The sequence below is a fragment of the Cryobacterium sp. MP_M3 genome (assembly GCF_015752155.1).
Taxonomy (GTDB): domain Bacteria; phylum Actinomycetota; class Actinomycetes; order Actinomycetales; family Microbacteriaceae; genus Cryobacterium.
The window spans coordinates 64,142-85,909 of the sequence record NZ_JADOVI010000004.1; the positions used below are offsets into that span (position 1 = coordinate 64,142).

General features: G+C 69.2%; 18 protein-coding genes. 13 read left to right on the plus strand and 5 right to left on the minus strand.

The window, feature by feature from the left end; translation table 11 throughout:
- Positions 1-99 precede the first annotated feature (99 nt).
- The 3 genes from IWX89_RS06435 to IWX89_RS06445 all read right to left on the minus strand — a co-directional run bounded on the left by IWX89_RS06435 (position 100) and on the right by IWX89_RS06445 (position 3,213).
- The gene (locus IWX89_RS06435) at positions 100-1,692 is read right to left on the minus strand and encodes a S1C family serine protease (protein WP_196902730.1); all 1,593 of its coding nucleotides are present in this window, start codon (positions 1,690-1,692) and stop codon (positions 100-102) included.
- Between the two features lie 121 nt (positions 1,693-1,813).
- The gene (locus IWX89_RS06440; protein ID WP_196902731.1) at positions 1,814-2,509 is read right to left on the minus strand and encodes a hypothetical protein; all 696 of its coding nucleotides are present in this window, start codon (positions 2,507-2,509) and stop codon (positions 1,814-1,816) included.
- A gap of 137 nt (positions 2,510-2,646) precedes the next feature.
- Positions 2,647-3,213, minus strand: a complete 567-nt coding sequence (locus IWX89_RS06445) for a hypothetical protein (protein WP_196902732.1) — start codon at positions 3,211-3,213, stop codon at positions 2,647-2,649.
- 103 nt (positions 3,214-3,316) lie between these two features.
- On the opposite strand from IWX89_RS06445, the gene IWX89_RS06450 reads away from it, so the two are divergent.
- On the plus strand, positions 3,317-4,522 hold the full coding sequence (locus IWX89_RS06450) for an aminotransferase class I/II-fold pyridoxal phosphate-dependent enzyme (protein ID WP_196902733.1): 1,206 nt from the start codon (positions 3,317-3,319) through the stop codon (positions 4,520-4,522).
- Positions 4,523-4,622: 100 nt separating this feature from the next.
- On the opposite strand, the gene IWX89_RS06455 is transcribed toward IWX89_RS06450, so the two are convergent.
- Positions 4,623-5,696, minus strand: a complete 1,074-nt coding sequence (locus IWX89_RS06455; protein ID WP_196902734.1) for an alkene reductase — start codon at positions 5,694-5,696, stop codon at positions 4,623-4,625.
- 151 nt (positions 5,697-5,847) lie between these two features.
- On the opposite strand from IWX89_RS06455, the gene IWX89_RS06460 reads away from it, so the two are divergent.
- Complete coding sequence (locus IWX89_RS06460) at positions 5,848-6,918, plus strand: alpha/beta fold hydrolase (protein WP_196902735.1); 1,071 nt, start codon at positions 5,848-5,850, stop codon at positions 6,916-6,918.
- 78 nt (positions 6,919-6,996) lie between these two features.
- On the plus strand, positions 6,997-7,401 hold the full coding sequence (locus tag IWX89_RS06465) for an ATP-dependent DNA ligase (protein ID WP_231382974.1): 405 nt from the start codon (positions 6,997-6,999) through the stop codon (positions 7,399-7,401).
- Between the two features lie 23 nt (positions 7,402-7,424).
- Here IWX89_RS06465 and IWX89_RS06470 read toward each other — a convergent pair whose 3' ends face one another.
- A complete protein-coding gene (locus tag IWX89_RS06470; protein ID WP_196902736.1) occupies positions 7,425-8,294 on the minus strand; it encodes a carbon-nitrogen hydrolase family protein in 870 nt (289 codons plus the stop codon).
- A gap of 153 nt (positions 8,295-8,447) precedes the next feature.
- Here IWX89_RS06470 and IWX89_RS06475 point away from each other — a divergent pair, with 153 nt between their 5' ends.
- The 10 genes from IWX89_RS06475 to adhE all read left to right on the plus strand — a co-directional run bounded on the left by IWX89_RS06475 (position 8,448) and on the right by adhE (position 21,720).
- Positions 8,448-9,122, plus strand: coding sequence for a response regulator transcription factor (locus IWX89_RS06475; RefSeq protein WP_196902737.1), 675 nt, complete (start codon positions 8,448-8,450; stop codon positions 9,120-9,122).
- A gap of 13 nt (positions 9,123-9,135) precedes the next feature.
- Positions 9,136-10,503, plus strand: a complete 1,368-nt coding sequence (locus tag IWX89_RS06480) for a HAMP domain-containing sensor histidine kinase (RefSeq protein WP_196902738.1) — start codon at positions 9,136-9,138, stop codon at positions 10,501-10,503.
- 84 nt (positions 10,504-10,587) lie between these two features.
- On the plus strand, positions 10,588-12,129 hold the full coding sequence (locus IWX89_RS06485; protein WP_196902739.1) for a glycosyltransferase family 39 protein: 1,542 nt from the start codon (positions 10,588-10,590) through the stop codon (positions 12,127-12,129).
- Positions 12,130-12,133: 4 nt separating this feature from the next.
- Entirely contained in the window at positions 12,134-12,889 is a 756-nt protein-coding gene (locus tag IWX89_RS06490; RefSeq protein WP_196902740.1) for a polyprenol monophosphomannose synthase, read from the plus strand.
- Between the two features lie 95 nt (positions 12,890-12,984).
- Complete coding sequence (locus tag IWX89_RS06495) at positions 12,985-13,677, plus strand: NUDIX domain-containing protein (RefSeq protein ID WP_196902741.1); 693 nt, start codon at positions 12,985-12,987, stop codon at positions 13,675-13,677.
- A gap of 61 nt (positions 13,678-13,738) precedes the next feature.
- Positions 13,739-15,055 (plus strand): quinolinate synthase NadA, encoded by a 1,317-nt coding sequence (gene nadA / locus IWX89_RS06500; RefSeq protein WP_196902742.1) that lies wholly within the window; start codon positions 13,739-13,741, stop codon positions 15,053-15,055.
- A 1-nt stretch (position 15,056) separates the two neighbouring features.
- Complete coding sequence (nadB, locus tag IWX89_RS06505; RefSeq protein ID WP_196902743.1) at positions 15,057-16,718, plus strand: L-aspartate oxidase; 1,662 nt, start codon at positions 15,057-15,059, stop codon at positions 16,716-16,718.
- Positions 16,712-17,569 carry a carboxylating nicotinate-nucleotide diphosphorylase gene (nadC, locus tag IWX89_RS06510; protein ID WP_196902744.1) on the plus strand — a complete coding sequence of 286 codons (858 nt, stop codon included), beginning with the start codon at positions 16,712-16,714 and terminating at the stop codon, positions 17,567-17,569. The genes nadB and nadC overlap by 7 nt, the downstream gene beginning before the upstream one ends.
- Before the next feature lie 7 nt (positions 17,570-17,576).
- Entirely contained in the window at positions 17,577-18,722 is a 1,146-nt protein-coding gene (locus IWX89_RS06515; protein WP_196902745.1) for a cysteine desulfurase family protein, read from the plus strand.
- 253 nt (positions 18,723-18,975) lie between these two features.
- Positions 18,976-21,720: a bifunctional acetaldehyde-CoA/alcohol dehydrogenase gene (adhE, locus tag IWX89_RS06520; protein ID WP_196902746.1), complete on the plus strand. Its 2,745-nt coding sequence runs from the start codon at positions 18,976-18,978 to the stop codon at positions 21,718-21,720.
- Positions 21,721-21,768 lie beyond the last annotated feature (48 nt).

Sequence of the window (21,768 nt, forward strand, 5' to 3'; positions counted from 1 at the left end):
CCTACCAGCCGTGTCTTTGCCGCCCTACGCGGCGCTGGAACGCAGAACTGCGCCGCCGGCGTGAAGCCGGCGGCGCAGTGGGAAGGAAGGAGCGGTCTGCTAGCTGGCGAGCTGCCCGACCGTGACGGACACGGTGATGGACTTGCCGTCGCGCACGTAGGTCAGTTCGGCCTTGTCGCCAGCCGCGAGCACGCGGACCTGCGCGGTCAGGTCGTTGGCGTCGGTGATCGGAACACCATTGAAGTTGGTGATCACGTCACCCTTCTTCAGACCTGCCTTCTCCGCGGCACCGCCGGAGGAAACCTCGCTGATCAGGGCGCCGACGGTGCTGCTCTTCGGGTCGCTGGCGGCGCTGGTCACGCTCGCGCCGAGCAGGCCGTGGGTGGCCTTGCCGTTGGCGATCAGTTCATCGGAGACCCGCTTGGCCAGGTTCGACGGGATCGAGAAGCCGACGCCGATGTTGCCGGACGCCGAGGTGGAAGAGCCGCCGGCGTTGGCGATGGCCACGTTGATGCCGATCAGCTCGCCCTTGGCGTTGAGCAGCGCGCCGCCGGAGTTGCCGGGGTTGATCGCGGCATCCGTCTGGATGACCGAGAGCGAGATGCTGCCCGAGTTCGAGGTTCCCTGCTGGGACTTGCTGCCGTCCTTGTTCGGCAGGTCGAAGAAGAAGGGACTCTGGTCGTCGGGGGCGGTCGTGTCCGGCGTCGTGGGGGCGGCAGAGGAGGCAATCGAAATGCTGCGGTTGAGCGCGCTGACGATGCCGTCAGTGACAGTGCCGGCCAGGCCGAGCGGGGCGCCGATGGCGATGGCGGTGTCACCGACGTTGAGCTTGCCGGAATCGGCGAAGTCGATCGGGGTGAGCCCCTTCGCATCGGTGAGCTTGATCACGGCGAGGTCGGAGATCGGATCGGTGCCCACGATGGTGGCGGCGTAAAGCTTGCCGTCGTTGCCCTTGACCTGGAGGGTCGCGTCGGCGGCCGCGCCGTCGAGCGTGACGACGTGGGTGTTGGTGAGCACGTAGCCGTCGGCGGTGAGCACGACACCGGAGCCTGTGCCGCCGGAGTTACCGCTGGCGGCCTCGATGGTGACCACGCTGGGCGAGGCCTTCGCCGCCACGGCGGTGATCTGGTTGACGCTGTCGGTGTTGTTGACGACGACGTTGCTCGGGCCCTGCGCCTGGTTGACGGGGACGCCGTTGCTCTGGTTGCTGAGCACGAACGCGGTCACACCTGCGCCGGATGCCCCGCCGACGAGGGCGCCGATGGCCAGCGCAGCGATCAGGGCGATGCTTGCCCGGCGCTTGGCGGGGTCCCGGACCGGACCGGAGCCGGGGGTGTGCGGCAGCCCGTTCGCGGTGGCATAGGCCGGTGGTGCGATGTTCGGGGCGTAGTAGTTGGGGGCGGTACTGTCTGCCGGCAGCGGCCGGCCGAACGCGTCCGTGGCGTAGGCGACTGTCGGCTGGGTCTGCTGGGGTTGGGGCTGCGCCGGCTCGGCCGGGGCCGTCTCTGGCAGGGCCTCCGCGGCCGGGGTCTGCTCAGGCTGGGCCTGAACCGGCGCCGCCGACTCGGGAGTCGGGACGGTCTCCGCGTTTTCGGTGGGAGCGATGGCTTCCCCGGAAGCATTGACTTCGAACGGAACTGCGTCGTCGCGATGATCAGGGTTGATGCCGGAGTCCTGCGTGTTGTCGGTCATGGTGTGCTCCTTCCAAGCGATGCCAGCTTCGCGCCCGAACCTGAGTGAATGGTTTGCGCAGGCTGGGAGCATTCAATGATCAAGCCGTGACCTTGCTTGCAGGGCTCGCCCCACCTCGCCCCTAGCAGCCGGGGCCGGACGCGCCGGCGGTGCACTCCCTGTTGACAAGCACCGTGTGCGCCTGGGCGACGACCAGGCTGAGCGGGGTCGCCGGGACCGCCAGAGTGCCGCGCACGGAGCGCCAGTCGCGACCGGCGAACCGGTACTCGGCCGAGTAGACGACGCTGAGAGTGATCGAGCGGCTGGCGGATTCCGTGAAGATGTGGCTTGTGGGCGTGTCGGAGAATTCCGGAAGGCCCAGGGCGGCCCAGGATGCTCCGCCTCCGGCCGAATCCAGGCCCTCGCCGGCTCCGAAGTCCCAGTGGAAACCGACCGGGGTGAACCGCACCTCGGCCGGAAACCCCAGCAGTGCGCCCGAACGGGTGTGCACGGCCGCCGTGGCGATGAAGTTGGTCGGCAGGCCGACAACGCTCCAGCCGTGGGGCTCCATCTGCTGGGTCGGCGCCGCCGCGCGGAAGTTGACGAGGTCGCTGACGCTGACGACCAGGTTCGGATCGCAGGGAGTGCCCGCGACGCAGTTGACGGTGAACCCGTCCCGCACGATCGTTCCCGGGCCGGGCACCGTCGCGGCGGGCTGCTGGCCGGCGCCGCCGGCCGAGTCTCCCCCGGCGTCACCGCCCGCCTCGCTGCCGGACTGGCCGCCCCCGCCCGACCCTGCGTCGAATCCGGCGGACAGATCGACGCCGCCGCCGTTCACTGCCCCGGAGACATTGGGACAGCCACCGGTTTGTTCTGCCAAGGAACTGCACGCAGCGGATTCAGCCGCAGCTGGACCTGCAAGAACAAATAGCAAAGAGGCAACGAAAACGAGAGCGATTGCACCGTTGCGGCCTGTCAACATGCACCTCCGCGATCCCATATTTCTCGAGCACCGACAACAAGCCCGGGTCCTTTCAAGGAGCTCCTGTCGAAGGTGACTTCAAATGACGTTCTTGCCGGACGAGTTTCCGCAACAACAGACTGGCCAGTAGCGTCGAGCACGTCGACCTCGCTCACGTCAGAACAAAGATAGACAGAGACCGCTGCGATCCCATCCTTCGACCCGGTGGTTCTCTGGATGGCAATTCCGTCAAATGAGGTCCTACCTACACTGTGCAACCCGTTATCGGCAGCTTGTTTGAATCCGGCGATCTCTGTGGCGGCAAACTCCCGAGAAGCAACCGCTCGAATGCGCTCAGGTTCGGCGCCCCCTTGGGAGAGAATGAGATCTGACATCTCCTGGTAGGCGGCATACGCCTCGGTGGCCGCGGCCAGAGCCTCGGCGTCGGAGGCGAAGACCGGGGCATCCGTGGCCGTGGGAGACGGTGCCTGCCGAGCCGGCGACGCGCAGCCGGCGAGCGCGAGCGTGCCGAGCAACGCCATGGCACCCATGACCGGTCGGCGACGACTGACGAACCGCATGCGGCCAACGTAGAGCAGTTTCGGCGATGCCGCTCGAACTCTCCACAGCCGGTTGCCGGGCTCGCGGGCCGATGTCGTAGCTTGGAGGCATGCAGGCGAAACGATGACGATCCCCGGCGCCTGGCGGCGCACCGCAGAAGGAGCCGGTCTCCTCGCCGCAGACGGCACCGTCGCGGCCAGCATCTTCGCGGAGATGAGCGCTCTCGCCGCCCGCACCGGCGCGATCAACCTCGGCCAGGGGTTCCCCGACGAGGACGGCCCGCCGGAGGTGCTCGAAGCCGCGCGTCAGGCGATCAGCGACGGCGTCAACCAGTACCCGCCCGGGCGGGGCCTTCCGGTGCTGCGCGAGGCCGTCGCCCGTCACCAGCACCGGTTCTACGGTCTGGCGGCCGACCCCGAAACCGAGGTGCTGGTCACCGCCGGTGCGACCGAGGCGCTGGCCGCCACGATCCTGGCGCTGCTCGAACCCGGCGACGAGGTCGTCACCTTCGAGCCGTTCTACGACGCCTACGGCGCGCTGATCGCCCTCGGCGGCGGCGGCGTGCATCGCACGGTGCGGCTGCGAGCCCCCGATTTCCAGCCTGATCTGGACGAGCTGCGGGCGGCGGTCAGCGACCGCACCCGACTGATCATCGTCAACAACCCGCACAACCCGACGGGTGCGGTCTTCCCGGCCGACACTCTCGCCCTGATCGTGGAGCTCGCCGAGCGGCACGACGCCGTGATCGTCACCGACGAGGTCTACGAACACCTCACCTTCGGCGTGGCGCACATTCCGATCGCGACGCTCCCGGGGGCCCGCGCGCGCACGGTCACCATCTCGTCCGGCGGCAAGACCTTCAACACGACCGGCTGGAAGATCGGCTGGCTCACTGCGCCCGCGCCGCTGGTCACCGCCATCCTGGCCGTGAAGCAGTTCCTCACCTATGTCAACGGGGCGCCGTTCCAGCCGGCGATCGCCGTCGGCCTCGACCTGCCTGACAGCTTCTACACGGGGATCGCGGCGGACCTCCGCGTCAAACGGGACGTCCTCGAACAGGGGCTCGCGGCGGCCGGTTTCACCGTCAGCCGCCCGCAGGGTTCGTACTTCATCGTGGCGGATGCCGCCCCACTGGGTTATCCCGACGGCGCCGAGTTCTGCCGGGCCCTGCCCGACCTCGCCGGCGTGGGCGCGGTTCCGATATCCGCCTTCTGCTCGCCGGAGCACCGCCCGGAGTACGCGTCACTGGTGCGTTTCGCCTACTGCAAGCGGGTCGACGTGCTCGAGCGGGCGTCGGAGCAGCTGGCCGCGCTTACTGCCCGCGCATAACTCCTGCAGATCGCGGGCCGCGGCATCCGCCGCCCCGTGTTCACGGGGCCGATCCGTCAGCCTGTTCGGAATTGCAGGAGTTATGCGCAGGGAGGAACTGTCAGTGCTGGAGGGCCGGGTAGTCGGTGTAGCCCTCGGCTCCGGCACCGTAGAAGGTGAGCGGGTCCGGAGCGTTCTGCGGCAGGTCGTTCAGCCAGCGGCGCACCAGGTCGGGGTTCGCGATCGCGGCCCGTCCGACGACGACAGCGTCGGCCACATCGTCGGCGATGATCGACATCGCCTCGGAGCGGGTCGTGATGCCGCCGAAGCCGCTGTTGACCATCACCGGTCCGCCGAAGCGGGCGCGGAGGCCCTGGACCAGTTCGCCGGCCGGGTCCTTGTGCAGGATGCTCAGGTAGGCCAGGCCGAGGGGCGCGAGGGCGTCGGCCAGGGCGCCGTAGGTGGCGGCGACGTCGGCGGCATCCGGCTCGAGCGCGTCCTGGATGTTGTGCTCGGGTGAGACACGGATGCCCACCCGCCCGGCGCCGATGGCCTCGGCCACGGCCGTGACCACGTCGATGACGAAGCGCGCGCGGTTCTCCGGCGAGCCGCCGAAGGAATCCGTGCGCTGGTTCGAGGCCGGCGAGAGGAACTCGTGCAGCAGGTAGCCGTTGGCGCTGTGGATCTCGACCCCGTCGAGGCCGGCGGCGATCGCGTTCTTCGACGCCTGCACGAACTCGGCGATCACGCCGGGCAGCTCGTCTTCACGCAGCGCGCGCGGCACGGGGTAGGGGTGCTTTCCGTCGTAGGAGTGGGTCTCCCCGGCGATGGCGATCGCGCTCGGCGCGACGACGTCCCGTGCGCCGTTCGTGGCCGGGTGGGTGACCCGGCCGGCGTGCATGACCTGGGCGACGAGGCGTCCCCCGGCGGCGTGCACAGCGGTGGCGACGTTGGTCCAGCCCTCGATCTGCTCGGGGGTGACCAGACCGGGCTGGCCGGGGAAGCCCTGGCCGACGTGGCTGGGGTAAGTACCCTCGGTGACGATCAGGCCCAGGGTGGCGCGCTGCCGGTAATGCTCGACGACGAGCGGCCCCGGCACGCCCTCCACGCCGGACCGCACCCGGGTCAGCGGCGCCATCACGAGACGGTTGGGAAGTTCGAGGTCACCAAGGGTGACGGGAGAGAAAAGATTCACTGTTGCTCTTTCTGTCGGACGGGCACCACCGGGCGGCGTGACGCCGCCGCCGAATCGGAAGGCGGGTGCCCCCTGTCGGCAACGGGTGCGGAGCCTGGTCTATTCCGCCGAAACGGGCAATCCGCGCGATCGTCGGCAACGAACCAGGAACATGACCATCCTGCTGACGCGACCGGTGCGGGCCGCTGCCACCCACTCCGCGCCGCCCGCGCCGCCCGCGCCGCCACGGGCGACCGAGGATTACTGCCCGTTCCCGCTCACCTCCGACCCCCGGCGGTTCGGCCTGACGACCAGCACCATGCGGCTGCGCGGCGGAACGATCGTGGTGCGACACGGCCGCCGCACCGCCGGCGACACCGCGACGATCCTGCTCCACGGCGCCGCCGGTTCCTGGACGACCTGGACACCGCTGCTGCAATCGGCCCGCTCCGCCGGCGGCGCGGGTTTCACCGATCTGATCATCCCCGACCTGCCCGGCTGGGGCGACAGCACCCTGACAACGGAGGCCGGGCAGGCGAATGCCGCGGCGCCCGGCATCGAGGCGACGGCAGCGCTCATCGCCGAAATCGCCGAGGCGCTCGGCTATCGTCGCTGGCAGGTGCTCGGCCATTCCATGGGCGGCTTCATCGCACTGGAACTCGCGGCGTCCTTCGTGGCGGAGACGGCATCCGTCGGACTCGTCTCGGCGACGACCTACGCCGTGATCGACAGCGTGCGGCACCCGGTGTCCCGCTTCGGCATCCTCCCTGCCTACACCGCACTGCTCGGGGTGATGCGCGTGCTCGCCGGGTTCGGCCGCGGCGGCACGTCCCTCGTGCGAGCCCTCGACCGGCTGGGCATGCTCCGCCCCCTGACCGCGCCCCTCTTCGCCCGGGTCGCCGCGGTGCACCCCAGCGTCATCTCCGCGCTCGCCACCGAGGTGCGTCCCGACCGCTTCGCCGCCGCATCCGCCCTCGCCGGCCGCTACGACGCGGATGCCGCCTGGTCGAGGATCCGCTGCCCGGTCCGGGCCGTCCGGGGAAGTTCCGACGCGTTCGTCGCCGAGGCCGACACGGCCAGGCTCCGCCGGGTGATCCGCGACTTCACCCCGCACACGCTGCCCGGCACCGGGCACTTCGGCCACGTCGAGCGCCCCGGCGAGACCCTGCGGTTGCTCGGCCCCGTTCCAACCCCCACGCCGATTCCCTTGTCAACGACCGTCAATGCGACCACACTGAGGTGACGACTGGTTCCTGGGACAAGGTCACACCGAATCGCAGGCTCACGAGCGCTTTTTTCGACCGAATGAAAGCGGCACCCCATGGGTTCCTTGACATACGACCGGGTCACCGTCGAGTTCGACGATCGGATCCTGGCGCACCTGCAGATCGTGATCGTGCAGAAATTGCGCCGCGGCGAGAGCTTCCTGCTGTCCTGGCGCAACGCGGCCGAGGCCGGGGACGGCCGCAGTTCTGCCTGGCTGCACCCGGCGATCCCGCTCTATTTCAAGTTCTCCGGCGGCCAGCCGCCCACGATCAATCCGCTCTGGCTGGCCCAGCTCACCCGCTCGGCCAATAGCTCGCAGGGCCTCGTGGCCACCGGCGAGGAGCGGGCGATGGCCGAGCCCGACACCCCCGTGCGTCCGGAACGAGGCCACCGGCCGGATCAGAAGTTCACCGTGCGCGCCGCCCCGAACTCGCAGGAAACGATCGCCACCGAAAGCTGAACTTCCTGCGGGGCGGCAGCCTGTCAGCGGGGCAGCACTGCGAACCGCCGCAGCGCCAGCGCCGGGTTCACGGCCCGCACGGCCTCGATCCTGGCCTTCGAGACCCAGGCGACCGCGACATCCGTCGTCTCGCCGATGGTGACCAGCTCGACCCCCATCGGGTCGACCACCATGCTGTTGCCGACGCCGATGGGCGGGGCGTGGTCGGCGGCCGCGACGTAGACGGTGTTTTCCAGGCCCCGCGCGGTGATCAGGGTTCGCCAGTGCAGTTCCTTGAGTGGACCTCGCACCCACTCTGACGGCACCAGGACGAGATCGGCTCCGGCGTCGACGAGCCGGCGGGTCACCTCGGGGAAACGGATGTCGTAGCAGGTCTGCATCCCGACCGTCAGCCCGTCGACGAGGAACGTCTCCGGCGCCTGAACCGTGCCAGGCAGCACCCAGTCCGACTCCCGGTCCCCGAACGCGTCGTAGAGGTGCAGCTTGCGATACGTCGCGACCAGCTGCCCCGACGGATGGAGCGCCACGAGCGTGTTCGAGAACCGATCCGGGTCGGCCGTGACCTCGAGCATGCCGGCGACGACATGAATCCCGAAGTCGCCGGCGAGCGCGGCGAGCGCGGTCACGAAGGCGCCGTCCAGCGGCTCCGCCGCCGCGACGAACGAGCGGCCCAGCACGGGCTCGAAGAAGGACGAGTACTCGGGGAACACCACGAGGCGGGCACCGCGGGCGGCCGCGGTCGCGGCCAGTGCGCGCATGGCCGCGATGTTGCCGGCCTGGTCGACGCCCGGCCTGAACTGGGCGACGGCAACGCCGAATGCGGCGGCGGGATCGGCGGCAGCGCGGCCGTCGGCGGCGGGATCGGGATCGGCGGCAGCGGCGGAATCGATCATGGCGCCAGCCTAGCCTCCGCTCGAACGTCGACCAGGCTGGCAAACGGCTGCGATTCCGGCACCGATTCTCCCCGTGCGCACCGCGCCGCCCCGCACGGCGACGATGACGTGCCAGCATGAGGTGAGGCGGTTCCGGCAACCGAAAGGCACCCGATGAAGATCTTGGTCGTGGAAGACGATGACCAGATGGGCGAGCTCATCGAGCGCGGCCTGCACGCCGAGGGCTACGAGATCGTTCGGGCGGGCAACGGAATGGACGCGTTGATCGCGATCAACAACGACGATTTCGCCCTCGCCGCGATCGACGTGATGCTGCCGGGGATGAGCGGCTTCGAGATCTGCCGGCGCATCCGCGACTCAGGCAACACGATGCCCGTGCTCCTGATCACGGCCAGAGACACCGTGGAGGACCGGGTGTTCGGCCTGGATAGCGGCGCCGACGACTACCTGACCAAACCGTTCGCTTTCGCCGAGCTGACCGCTCGGGTTCGCGCCATGCTCCGGCGGCATTCGATGGGAACCCCGGCGAGCCTCGAGCTCGGCCGCCTGGCCATCGACTCCCGAGACCTCAAGGTGACCGTGGCCGGCCGCACACTCTCGTTGAGTCCGAAGGAGGTCGCCCTGCTTCGCCTGCTCTGCAGCCGCGCGGGTGAGACGGTGGACCGGTCGACGATCCTCGAGGAGATCTGGAACGGCACGGAGCACATCGATCCGAACATCGTCGACCAGTACATCAGCTACCTGCGGCGCAAGATCGACTCCGACGCCGCGGGCATCCGCATCGTCACCGTGCGCGGCGCCGGCTACGCGGTCGAGTTGACTCCGTGACAGACGCCCCGACATGAAACTGCCCGGGCTGTCGATCAGGGGCCGCATCAGCATCGGCAGCGTGCTCGTCGCCGCGGTGCTGTTCAGCTCCGCCGCATTCTTCTTCCGCCTCGAGGTGCAGTCGATCCTGATCGACACGACAGAGACGCTCCTGCGCAACGACGCAGCCCCTCTCGTGGCAGATCTGGTCCGCAACCCGACGGAGCCGATCGACGCGCCGACGGAAGGCCAGCTCATCGCCGTGATCGATCCCGGCGGGGAACTGCACCGGTCCTCCCTCCCCCGGAGCCTCAACAACAGGCTTGATGACCTGGCGGAGATCGGGGAGCATCCGCAGACCGTCGACACCGGCAACACCCGCTACCTGGTCGCGTCGACGATCGCGGTCACCGACACCGGCAACTGGGTGATCGTCACCGCTCGCAACGAGGAGGCGTTGTCGCTGCTGCTCGACGAGCTGACCCGGGTGCTGACGATCGGCACGATCGTGCTCACCGTCGGCTTCGGGCTGGCCTCCTGGCTGCTGACCGGCGCCGCGCTGCGGCCGGTGAACCGCCTCCGCGCCGAGGCGGAGAGCCTCAGCACGGCCGGGGCGTCGGCCCATCTGCTCGTGCCCGCAGGAAACGACGAGGTCAGCCGGCTCGCGGTCACGCTCAACGACTTCATCGGGCGTCTCCGCCGCGGCGTCGATCGGGAGAAGCAGGTGGTGTCGGACGCCAGCCACGAACTCCGGACCCCCCTGGCCGTGCTGAAGTCGCAACTCGAGCTCGCCCGCCTCAATACCGGAGACGCTCCGGCCCTCGAGCAGGACATCGCCGACGCATCCGTCACCGTCGACCGGCTGGCCCGGCTGGCCACGAACCTGCTCGAACTGTCGAAGCTGGAAGGGCAGCAGCCGCCGCCCGAGACGAATTGGAACGGCGTCGTCGCCGAGATCTCCGCGTCGGTGGACCGCGCCCGGGTGGTGCGCAACGGCGCGGATCTCGATGTCGACTACGTGGTCGACGGCGAGGATGCCGATGGCCGCTACGCCATCTCGCCGACCAACGTGGGACAACTCGTCGACAACCTCGTTTCCAATTCGATCAACGCCATGCACGGACGGGGCGAGATCCTGGTGACCCTGCACCGGGCCGGGAACGAGGCCGTGCTGACCGTGCTGGACACAGGGCCGGGGATGCCGGACGGATTCATCCCGGTGGCCTTCGACCGGTTCTCCCGGCCGGAGCATTCACGGGCGGGCGGCGGCACCGGTTCGGGTCTCGGACTGGCCATCGTGCACGCCATCGTCGACCGCGCCGGTGGGAGGATCTCGCTCCGGAACACCGGCGGCGGGCTTGCCGTGGAGGTCAGGCTGCCGCGCCGCACCTTCGCGTCCTGACTGGACCGGGCAACCTGAGAGCCTTCGCAGGCTGCCGTCCGGCCCTCGGGGTAAACGTTAACCCGGGTGTCATAACGTGTTGGTGTGTCTTCCCTCTCCACGCTCCCGCTCACCGAGGCTCGCCCAGAGCCCTGGCCGCTGCCTGCGCGCGGTCCGCTGCTGCCCGCCGCGCTGCTGGGCCTGCTCGGAATCCTCGTGTCGGCCTTCGGGTCGTGGCAGCCCTCGTACTGGGGCGACGAGGCGGCGAGCGTCATGTCGGCGGAGCGGTCCCTGCCGTCGCTGTTCAGGATGCTGGGCAATGTGGACGCGGTCCACGGTGCCTACTATCTGATCCTGCATTTCTGGATCCAGGCCTTCGGCGCGACCGAGTTCTCGACCAGACTGCCCAGCGCCATCGCCATCGGCCTGGCGACCGCGGGCACGTACCTCCTCGCACGCCGACTGACCGGCACCACGGTGGCGACGATTTCCGCGCTCGTCTTCGTCGTGCTCCCCCGCGTCACCTACATGGGAGCCGAGGCTCGCTCGACCGCCATGGCCACGGCCATCGCGGTCTGGCTCGTGGTGTTGCTCGTGCACATCGTGCGCCACCCGCCGACCGGCCGCCTCGCCCGCGCCGGCATCTGGGCCGGCTACGCCGCGCTCCTCGCCGCCGGGATCTACATGTTCCTCTACGTTGTGCTGCTCATCCCGGTGCTCGCGCTCGCGGTGTTCCTGCTGGCACCGCGGGACGCCCGGCGGATGGCGACGTTCCGAGCCTGGGCGGTGTCCAGCGTTGCGGGCCTGCTCCTTGCCCTGCCGGTCATGCTCGCCAGTGTGCACCAGCGCGAGCAGATCGCCTTCATCGGTCGCCGCCCGCAGATCGCGGTGCTGGACGCCGCCGTTCAGCAGTGGTTCGGGAACACACCGCTGGCCCTCGTCGCCTGGGCCCTGGTCGGCGCAGCAATCGTGACCGTCTTCGTGCTCCGCGGCCGCCGGGCCGCCGGCCCCGCGACGAAGCATGCCCTCGCCATCGCCCTGGCCTGGATGCTCTTCCCGAGCACCGTACTCCTCGTCGGCACTCACTTCGTGACCCCCATGTACTCGCTGCGCTACCTGTCGATCTGCACTCCCGCCGCGGCCATCGCGGTGGGAATCGGAATCGCCTGGCTCAAGCCGCGCTTGGCGCAGGCGTCGGTCCTGGTGCTGATCGTGTCGCTGATGCTGCCGGTCTACCAGGCCCAGCGCGGCGAATACGGGAAGAACTTCGGCAGCGACTGGCGCCAGGCGGCGGACATCGTGCAGGCGGGTGCGAGGCCCGGCGACGCCGTGGTCTTCGACGAGAGTGTGCGGCCTTCCCGCAAGCCCCGCCTCGCCCTGCACCTCTACCCCGCGGCGTTCCAGGGGATGCGCGACGTGACCCTCGCCCGTTCCTACGACACCACCGGCCAGCTGTGGGACGAGACCGCCCCGCTGGCCGCCGTCGGCGATCGCCTCACCGGCACGAACACGGTGTGGGTGCTTCAATACAAGCGAAGCAAGGAATTCACCTCCGGGAACGACATCCGGACACTGCAGCAGCTCGGATTCACGGTTACCGGGTCGACGACCGTCAACCGCACCATCATCATCGAACTGACGAGGTAGCTTCATGGCACAGACTCTGGTCATCATCCCGACCTACAACGAACGCGACAACCTCGGCCCGATCGTCGGCCGCGTGCGCGCCAGCGTGCCGGATGCCGACGTGCTCGTCGTCGACGATTCGTCGCCGGACGGCACGGGCGCCCTGGCCGACGGGCTCGCCGCCTCGGACGCCGCGGTGCACGTGCTGCACCGCACCAGCAAGGACGGCCTCGGCGCCGCCTACCTCGAGGCATTCTCCTGGGCCCTCTCCCGCGGCTACGACCGGCTCGTGCAGCTCGACGCCGACGGTTCGCACCTCCCTGAGCAGCTCCCCGGCCTGCTCGCCGCAGCCGAGTCGGCCGACGTCGTGATGGGGTCGCGCTGGATCCCGGGCGGCGAGGTGAAGAACTGGCCGTGGCACCGCCGGGTGCTCTCCCGCGGCGGCTCGATCTACTCCAGGCTGCTCCTGCGGCTGCAGGAGCGGGACGTGACCGGGGGTTACCGCGTCTACACCGCGCACGCGTTGGAGCGGATGAGGCTGTCGAGCGTCGAAAGCCTGGGCTACTGCTTCCAGATCGACATGCTGCTTCACGCCGTTCGCGCCGGGCTCCGGGTTGTCGAAGTGCCGATCACGTTCGTGGAGCGCACCCGCGGCTCTTCGAAAATGAGCGGCGGAATCGTGATCGAGGCGATGGCCCGGGTCACGATCTGGGGTCTGACCGGCAAGGGAGCGCGCCGGGTTGGACAGCTGGAGCCCGCGGCAGCATCCGATCGGGGCTGACCGGCGATCCCGAGGTTGTGAGTTCGGGTCATTCTGACTATATGATGGTGCCACCAGTTAGAGTCACAGTGACCTTTACTTAGTGGATACCTCAGATGACCTCAGCAGCCCCGGCGACACTCGCCGTCTCGACGGTCATCTTCGCGCTTCGCTCCGACACCGAGTCGGACTTCAAGACCCTCTGGCTGCCGCTCGTGCGCCGCACCCGGGAGCCGTTCCTCGACCAATGGGCGCTTCCCGGCGGGAGCCTTCCGGCCGACGAAGAACTCGCCACCGCTGCCGCACGTACCCTGCGGGAGACCACAGGCCTGGCGCCCAAATATCTGGAGCAGCTCTACACCTTCGGCGACCCCGGCCGCTCCCCCGGCGCCCGCGTGGTCTCCGTGGTCTACTGGGCCCTCGTCGAGTCGGGCGAGGCGGCACTCGCCGTCGTCGGCGACAACGTGCAGTGGTTCCCGGCCGACCGGCTCCCCGAACTGGCCTTCGACCACAACCGGATCGTCGAGTACGCGCTGTGGCGGCTCCGCACGAAGGTCGAGTACTCCCGGATCGCGCACGCCTTCCTCGGCGAGACGTTCACCCTGGCCCAGCTCCGGGATGTGCACGAGGCCGTCCTGCAGAAGGCGCTCGACCCGGCCAACTTCCGCCGAACGGTCGAGTCCTCCGGCACCGTCGTCGACACCGGGGAGCGCGTGGCCGGGGCCCGGCACCGTCCACCCCGGCTCTACCGGTACAACGATTCCGTGCGGGCCGCCGATCTGGGCCCGCTGGGTCCGTCGATCGGCTGACCCGGATGTCCGGCCCCCTGATTTGCCGCTTTCGCTTTTCTGACCATCGAGGAGTAACCGTATGACCATCGCATCCGTTGACCAGGCCATCCAGCTGATCAGCACCGGAGCCGCCACGGGCAGCACCTGCAGCCCCGACCTCGCCGCCGGGCCGTGGGAATTCGACGCCGGAACACCGGGCTACGGTCCGGGCTCGTCCATGGGCGACGTGATCCCGACCGGGTCGCCACGCCAGGGGGCACTGCCGGAGTCCTACCGGGTGGCGACTCCGGAGGAGCTGGCCGACCGCATCCGCGCCGCGAAGAAGACCCTCGGCGACCGGGTGGTCGTCCTGGGCCACTTCTACCAGCGGGACGAGGTGCTCCAGCACGCCGATTTCGTCGGTGACTCGTTCCAGCTGGCCCAGGCAACCAAGAGCCGGCCCGACGCGGAGGCCATCGTCTTCTGCGGCGTGCACTTCATGGCCGAGACCGCCGACCTGCTCTCCACCCCGGCCCAGGCCGTGATCCTGCCCAACCTCGCCGCGGGCTGCTCGATGGCCGACATGGCCGACATCGACTCGGTCACCGACTGCTGGGAACAGCTCGAGGAGCAGTACGGCACGGCCCCGGATGCCGACGGGCGGGTTCCCGTCGTCCCGGTCACCTACATGAACTCCTCGGCGGCGCTCAAGGCGTTCTGCGGCGCGCACGGCGGCATCGTCTGCACCTCGTCGAACGCGGAGACCGTGCTCGAGTGGGCGTTCGAACGCGGCCAGCGGGTGCTGTTCTTCCCCGACCAGCACCTCGGCCGCAACACGGCCAAAGCCATGGGTGTGCCGCTCGACCGGATGCCGATGTGGAACCCGCGCAAGCCGCTCGGCGGCAACACGGCGGCCGAACTCGACGCCGCCCAGGTCGTGCTCTGGCACGGCTTCTGCAGCGTGCACAAGCGCTTCACCGTCGACCAGATCGACACCGCCCGCCGGGAGCACCCCGGCGTGCGGGTGATCGTGCACCCGGAGTGCCCGATGGCCGTCGTGGACGCCGCGGACGAGTACGGCTCCACCGACTACATCACCAAGGCCATCGAAGCGGCTCCCGCGGGGTCGACGTTCGCCATCGGCACGGAGATCAACCTCGTGCAGCGCCTCGCGGCCCAGCACCCGGAGCACACGATCTTCTGCCTCGACCCGGTGATCTGCCCGTGCTCGACGATGTACCGCATCCACGCCGGCTACCTGGCCTGGGTGCTCGAGGGCCTGGTCGGCACCGTCGACCGGCCACCCGTCGTGCTCAACCGGATCCTCGTGTCGGACGACGTCGCGGCGCCTGCCCGCACCGCCCTCGAACGGATGCTCGCGGCCCGGCCGCCCGCACCGGCCCGCCAGGACGCCTGACATGGCAAGCGTCCTCGTCGTCGGCAGCGGCCTGGCCGGGCTGATCGCCGCCATCCGGGCGACCGACGCCGGCCACACCGTCACCCTGGTGACCAAGGCGGCCCTGCCGGACAGCAATACCCGGTACGCCCAGGGCGGCATCGCCGCTGCGATGTTCCCCGACGACTCGGTGGAATCCCACCTGGTCGACACCCTGCGCGCCGGGGCAGGCCTCTGCGATCCCGCCGCCGCCCGGGTGCTGTGCATGGAGGGTCCCGCCCGGGTGCGGGACCTCATCCGCTTCGGCGTCGACTTCGACCGGGATGAGTCCGGGGTCACCCGCGGGCTCGAAGCCGCGCATTCCCGGTCGCGCGTGCTGCACGCCGGTGGCGACGCGACCGGCGCCGCCATCGAGTCCGCCCTGGTCGCCACCGTGCGGGAACGCGCGGAACGCGCCCTCACCCTCCCCGCGGGAACCGACGGCGCCGGGCCCCGCCTGCTCGTGCGCGAACACACCATGCTCGTCGACCTCGTCGTGGAGGGCGGCCGGGTGGGCGGCGCGATTCTGCTCGGCCCCGACGGTGAACTGCAGAGCCTCACCGCGGACTCGGTCATCCTCGCCACCGGCGGTGCAGGCTCCCTCTACCCGCACACCACGAATCCGGCGCTGGCCACCGGCGACGGGGTGGCAGCGGCCTGGCGCGCCGGCGCGGCCGTCGCCGACCTGGAGTTCTACCAGTTCCACCCGACCGCCCTCGCGGTGCCCGGCACCCCCCTCGTCTCGGAGGCGGTGCGCGGCGAGGGTGCCGTGCTCCGCAACGCGCTCGGCACCCGGTTCATGCTCGACGTGCACCCGGGCGCCGAACTCGCGCCCCGCGACGTCGTCGCCCGCAGCATCGCCCATGAGATGGCCGGGCAGGACGGGGCTCCCGTGCTGCTGGACGCCACCGGGCTCGGCCGCGAGCTGCTCGAACACCGGTTCCCGACCATCACCGCGGCCTGCCGCAAGGCCGGCCTGGACTGGGCCGCCGAGCCGATCCCGGTCGCCCCGGCCGCCCACTATTGGATGGGCGGCGTGCTCACCGACATCTGGGGCCGTGCCAGCCTGCCCGGCCTCTACGCCGTCGGTGAGACGGCCCGCACCGGAGCGCACGGCGCCAACCGGCTGGCCTCGAACTCCCTCCTCGAGGCGGCCGTGTTCGCCGACCGGGCCGTGCGCGCCCTGGGGGTCTCCCCTGTCGCCGGCGTGGATGCCGGCGCCGATACCGTCCATGGCACGATGGATTCCCGGCACGCGGCGGCCCCGTCCGGCCGATCGCCCCGGCCGTTCGCCGACCGGGATGGAATCCAGCGCGTCATGTGGCAGTACGCCGGCGTGCTCCGGAGCGGCGAAGGCCTCGCCGCAGCCGCCACGACCCTGGCCGGCTGGAACCGCCCTGCCACCGGCCCGGATGCCGACCCCCGCCTTGATATGCAGATCCAGGCATACGAAGACGCCAACCTGTTCGACCTCGCCCGGATCACCGTGGCGGCGGCGCTCGGCCGGGAGGAATCCCGCGGCGCCCACTACCGTTCCGATTTCCCTTCCAGCCGGCCTGAGCTCGCCCACACGGTCGCCCTGAGCCGGGCAACCGTCGAAACAACCGAAACGAACACCGAGGCCGAGGAGGCCATCGCATGCTGACCCTGACTGCCATCGACACCGTCGTGCGCGCCGCCCTCGACGAAGACGCCCCCTGGGGCGATGTGACCAGCGAGGTGCTCATCCCCGCCGACGCCGTGGCGACCGCCCAGCTCGTCGCACGGGAGTCCGGCGTCTTCAGCGGCGGCCAGGTGTTCGCCTCCGCGTTCCGGCTGACCGACCAGCGCATCGACGTGCGCCTGTTCGTGGCGGACGGCGCCGCATTCGAGCCGGGAGAGGTGCTCGCGGAGGCGTCCGGGCCCGCCCGCGGCATCCTCCAGGCCGAACGGATCGGACTGAACTTCGTGCAACGGATGAGCGGCATCGCCACCCTCACCGCGCTATATGTCGCCGAGACGGCCGGCACCCGCGCCCGTATCGTGGACACCAGGAAGACCACTCCCGGTCTGCGCGCGATCGAGCGCCACGCCGTGCGGAGCGGCGGCGGCCACAACCACCGCTTCAGCCTGTCCGACGCCGTGATGGCCAAGGACAACCACCTGGCCGTGCTCACCGCCGGCGGCCTCGGGCTCACCGAGGCGCTGCTCCAGGTGCGGGACCGCATCTCGCACACGACGCACCTCGAGGTGGAGGTGGACCGGATCGACCAGATCGAACCGGTGCTGGCCGCCGGCGTCGACACCATCATGCTCGACAACTTCACCCCGGAGGACCTCACGGAGGGCGTTCGGCTCACCGCCGGCCGCGCCCTGGTCGAGGCCAGCGGCGGGGTCTCGCTGGCCACCGTGCGCGACATCGCCGAGTCGGGGGTCGACATCATCTCGGTCGGAGCCTTGACCCACAGCGTGCGCTCACTCGACCTCGGCCTCGACATCGCGGTGCTCGAGGCCTGAGCCGCTGATGGTCTACCTCGACAACGCCGCCACCACCCCCGTGCGCCGGGAGGTGCTCGACGCGCTCTGGCCGCAGCTCACCGGCGGGTTCGGCAACCCGTCCAGCCACCACCAGGTGGGAGAGGCCGCGGCCGCCACCCTGCTCGCGGCACGGACGGCGGTCGCCGCGGTACTCGGCTGCCGGGCCACCGAGGTGGTCTTCACGAGCGGCGGCACCGAGGCCGACAACCTCGCGGTCAAGGGCATCGCCCTCGGGTCGCCCCGTGGCCGGCAGATCATCACCACCCCGATCGAACACGAGGCGGTGCTCGAGTCCTGCGACTACCTGCGACGCCTGCACGGCTTCGAGATCACCCTGCTCGACCCGGATGCCTCCGGTCGGGTCGACCCCGAGCAGTTGCGCCGCCTGCTCCGCCCGGAGACGACCCTGGTGTCCGTGCAGTACGCCAACAACGAGGTCGGCACAATCCAGCCGCTCCGCGAGCTCACCGCCGTCGCCCGGGCGGCGGGGGTGCCGTTCCACACGGATGCCGTGCAGGCCGCCGGCTGGCTCTCCCTCTCCGTCGCTGAGCTGGGCGTCGACGCTCTCAGCCTGTCTGGGCACAAGCTCGGCGCCCCCCAGGGGATCGGGGCCGCCTACCTGCGCCGCCGCCTGGTGATCGAACCGTTGGTGCACGGCGGCGGCCAGGAACGCGGCACCCGCAGTGGAACCGAGAATGTCGCGGGTGCCGTCGCCCTCGCGGTCGCGCTGGGCCTGGCCGAGCAGGAGCGCGTGGCCGCCTCGGAGCGCGTGACCGGGCTGCGCGACGCCTTCATCGCAACGGTGCTGGCCGGCACGTCCGCCGCCCGGCTCACCGGGCATCCGTCCGCGCGCCTGCCCGGAAGCGCATCCTTCGTCTTCCCCGGCACCAGCGGTGAAGCCGTCCTGCTCGAACTGGAACAGCGCGGGATCGTCTGTTCAAGCGGCTCGGCCTGTGCGGCAGGCAGCGACGAGCCTTCGCACGTGCTCACCGCACTGGGGCTCCCGGCGGAGGAGGCGCTCACCGCCGTGCGGTTCACCCTGGCGTCCGGTACGACCGCCGCCGAGGCCGGCCAGGCCGCGGCCGCCGTGCAGGACGCCGTCGCGGCCGTGCAGCACCTCGGCCGCCGCTGACCCGGTTCGCCCGCGCCCGCGCGGGAACGCTCGCGGGCGCGCCCGCGTAGAGAGGCCCCGTATTCCCCCCTGCGGAGAAAAAAGTTCAAAAATATTCCGTGGCCGAAAACAGCGGAAACATCAGCATAAATGCATCAATGTATCTCTGGTCGCGGTCCTACCGCCAGGCCCCGGATGCGCGACCCCCGTCGCGGGGTCGTAGAATTACGCTAAGAGGCGAAAAGCCCAAGTTGGGCTGCCGAAGAGGGGCACCATGACAATAATCGACAAACCAGTCACCGAGTCACTTGCAACAACAATTGACACCCTGGTTAAAGGCGCGAGCGAGGCACTGCTCGAATATGCCAATTTCACGCAGGAACAGATCGACCACATCGTCAAGAAGGCGTCGGTAGCGGCCCTCAGCAAGCATGCCGAACTGGCTGTTCACGCTGTAGAGGAAACCGGCCGCGGCGTCTTCGAAGACAAGGCCGTGAAGAACCTGTTCGCATGCGAGCACGTGACGAACTCCATGCAGAACCTTAAAACAGTCGGCGTTATCAGCCACGACGAAATTACCGGCATCACCGAAATCGCCGAGCCGGTCGGCGTTATCTGCGGAATCACCCCGGTGACGAACTGCACCTCGACCGCAATCTTTAAATCCCTTATCGCCCTTAAGACCCGCAACCCGATCGTGTTCGGTTTCCACCCCGCAGCCCAGCAATCCTCCGCTGCCGCCGCACGCATCGTGCGCGACGCGGCCATCGCCGCCGGCGCGCCGAAGAATTGTATCCAGTGGATCGAAGTTCCTTCGCTCGAGGCCAGCACCCTGCTGATGAACCACCCGGGCGTGGCCACCATCCTCGCGACCGGTGGAAACGCCATGGTCCGCGCGGCTTACTCCTGCGGCAAGCCGGCCCTCGGTGTCGGTGCCGGTAACGTGCCGGCCTTCATCGAGAAGAGCGCCAAGCTCAAGCGTGCCGTCAACGACGTCGTGCTCTCGAAGGCCTTCGACTACGGCATGATCTGCGCTTCGGAGCAGGCCGTCATCATCGAAGAGCCCCTCTACAACGAGGCCATGGCCGAGTTCAAGCTCCTCCACGCCTACCGGGTCACCCCGGCCGAGAAGACCATGCTCGAAGAGTTCATCTTCGGCGTGCAGGCCAACTCGGAGAACTGCGGCGGCGCCAAGCTGAACGCCTCCGTCGTCGGCAAGTCGCCGGTCTGGATCGCCCAGCAGGCCGGATTCACCGTTCCGGAAGACACGTCGATCATCCTGGTCGAGGTTGCAAGCGTTGGACCGCACGAGCCGATGACCCGCGAGAAGCTCGCCCCGGTCCTCGCCGTGCTGCACGCCAAGGACACCGAAGAAGGCATCTCGCTCTCCGAGCAGATGGTGGAATTCGACGGTCTCGGCCACTCCGGCTCGATCCACAGCGAGAACCCCGCGATCATCGAGGAGTTCGGCAAGCGTGTCAAGGCCGTTCGCATCATCACCAACGCCCCGAGCTCGCTCGGTGGCATCGGTGACATCTACAACGCCTTCATCCCCTCGCTGACCCTCGGCTGTGGCTCGTACGGCCACAACTCCGTGTCGAACAACGTGTCGGCGATCAACCTCATCAACGTCAAGCGGATCGGTCGAAGGAACAACAACTTGCAGTGGTTCAAGGTCCCCGCCAAGACGTACTTCGAGCCGAACGCCATCCGTTACCTGACGGACATGCGCAACGTGGAACGCGTCACCATCGTCACCGACGCGACCATGACCAAGCTCGGCTTCGTCGACAAGATCCTCGACGTGCTCAACCGCCGCGAGAACCGCGTGTCGCTGCAGATCATCGACAACGTGCTCCCCGAGCCGACCGTGGCCGCCGTCACCAAGGGTGCCGAAGAGATGCGGGCCTTCAAGCCCGACACGATCATCGCCCTCGGCGGTGGCTCGCCGATGGACGCCGCCAAGGTGATGTGGCTCCTCTACGAACACCCCGAAATCGAATTCTCCGACATGAAGGAAAAGTTCTTCGACGTGCGCAAGCGCGCGTTCAAGTTCCCCGACCTCGGTGAACTCGCCAAGCTCGTCTGCATCCCGACCACCTCGGGAACCGGCTCAGAAATGACACCGTTCGCCGTCATCACGGACGAGGTCAGCGGAGTGAAGTACCCGCTCGCCGACTACGCCCTGCTGCCGACCGTCGCGATCATCGACCCGTCGCTGACCGCTGCGATGCCGTCGTTCCTCGTCGCCGACTCCGGCTTCGATGCCCTGACGCACGCGACAGAGGCCTACGTCTCCGTCTATGCGAACGACTTCACCGACGGCCTGTGCCTGCACGCGATCAAGCTCATCTTCGAGAACATCGCGATCAGCGCCAACGGCACGGCGAACAGCACGGACGCCGGCGTCATCAAGGCCCGCGAGAAGATGCACAACGCATCCTCGATCGCCGGAATGGCTTTCGGTAACGCGTTCCTCGGTATTTGTCACGCGATGGCCCACGTCACGGGTGCGCAGCTCCACTTGATCCACGGTCGAGTGAACGCCACGTACCTGCCGCACGTGATCCGTTACAACGGGCTCATCCCGACCAAGCTGACCAGCTGGCCCAAGTACGAGAGCTACATCGCTCCCGAGCGTTTCCAGCAGATCGCCAAGCACCTCGGCCTCCCGGCCTCGACGCCTGAAGAGGGCATCGAGTCCTACGCCCAGGCCGTCGAGAAGCTGCGCGACCAGGTCGGCATCAAGCCGTCCTTCCAGGCCCAGGGCGTCAACGAGGAAGACTTCATCGGTCGCCTCGACGCCCTCGCGATGGGCGCCTACGGCGACCAGTGCGCACCGGCCAACCCGCGCATGCCGATGCTCGCCGACATGAAGACCATCATGGAAGCCGCGTACTACGGCACCTCGTTCAAGGAGGTGCGCGCCAACCGCGCCGCCGTCGTGGACGAAGCGATCAAGACCGGCGCCGAAGAGCACGGCGACGCCAAGAAGCCCGCACGCAAGGCAACCAAGTAGGCTTCACCGCCCGCTGAATGCAGAACGGCCCCGCACCGAAAGGTGCGG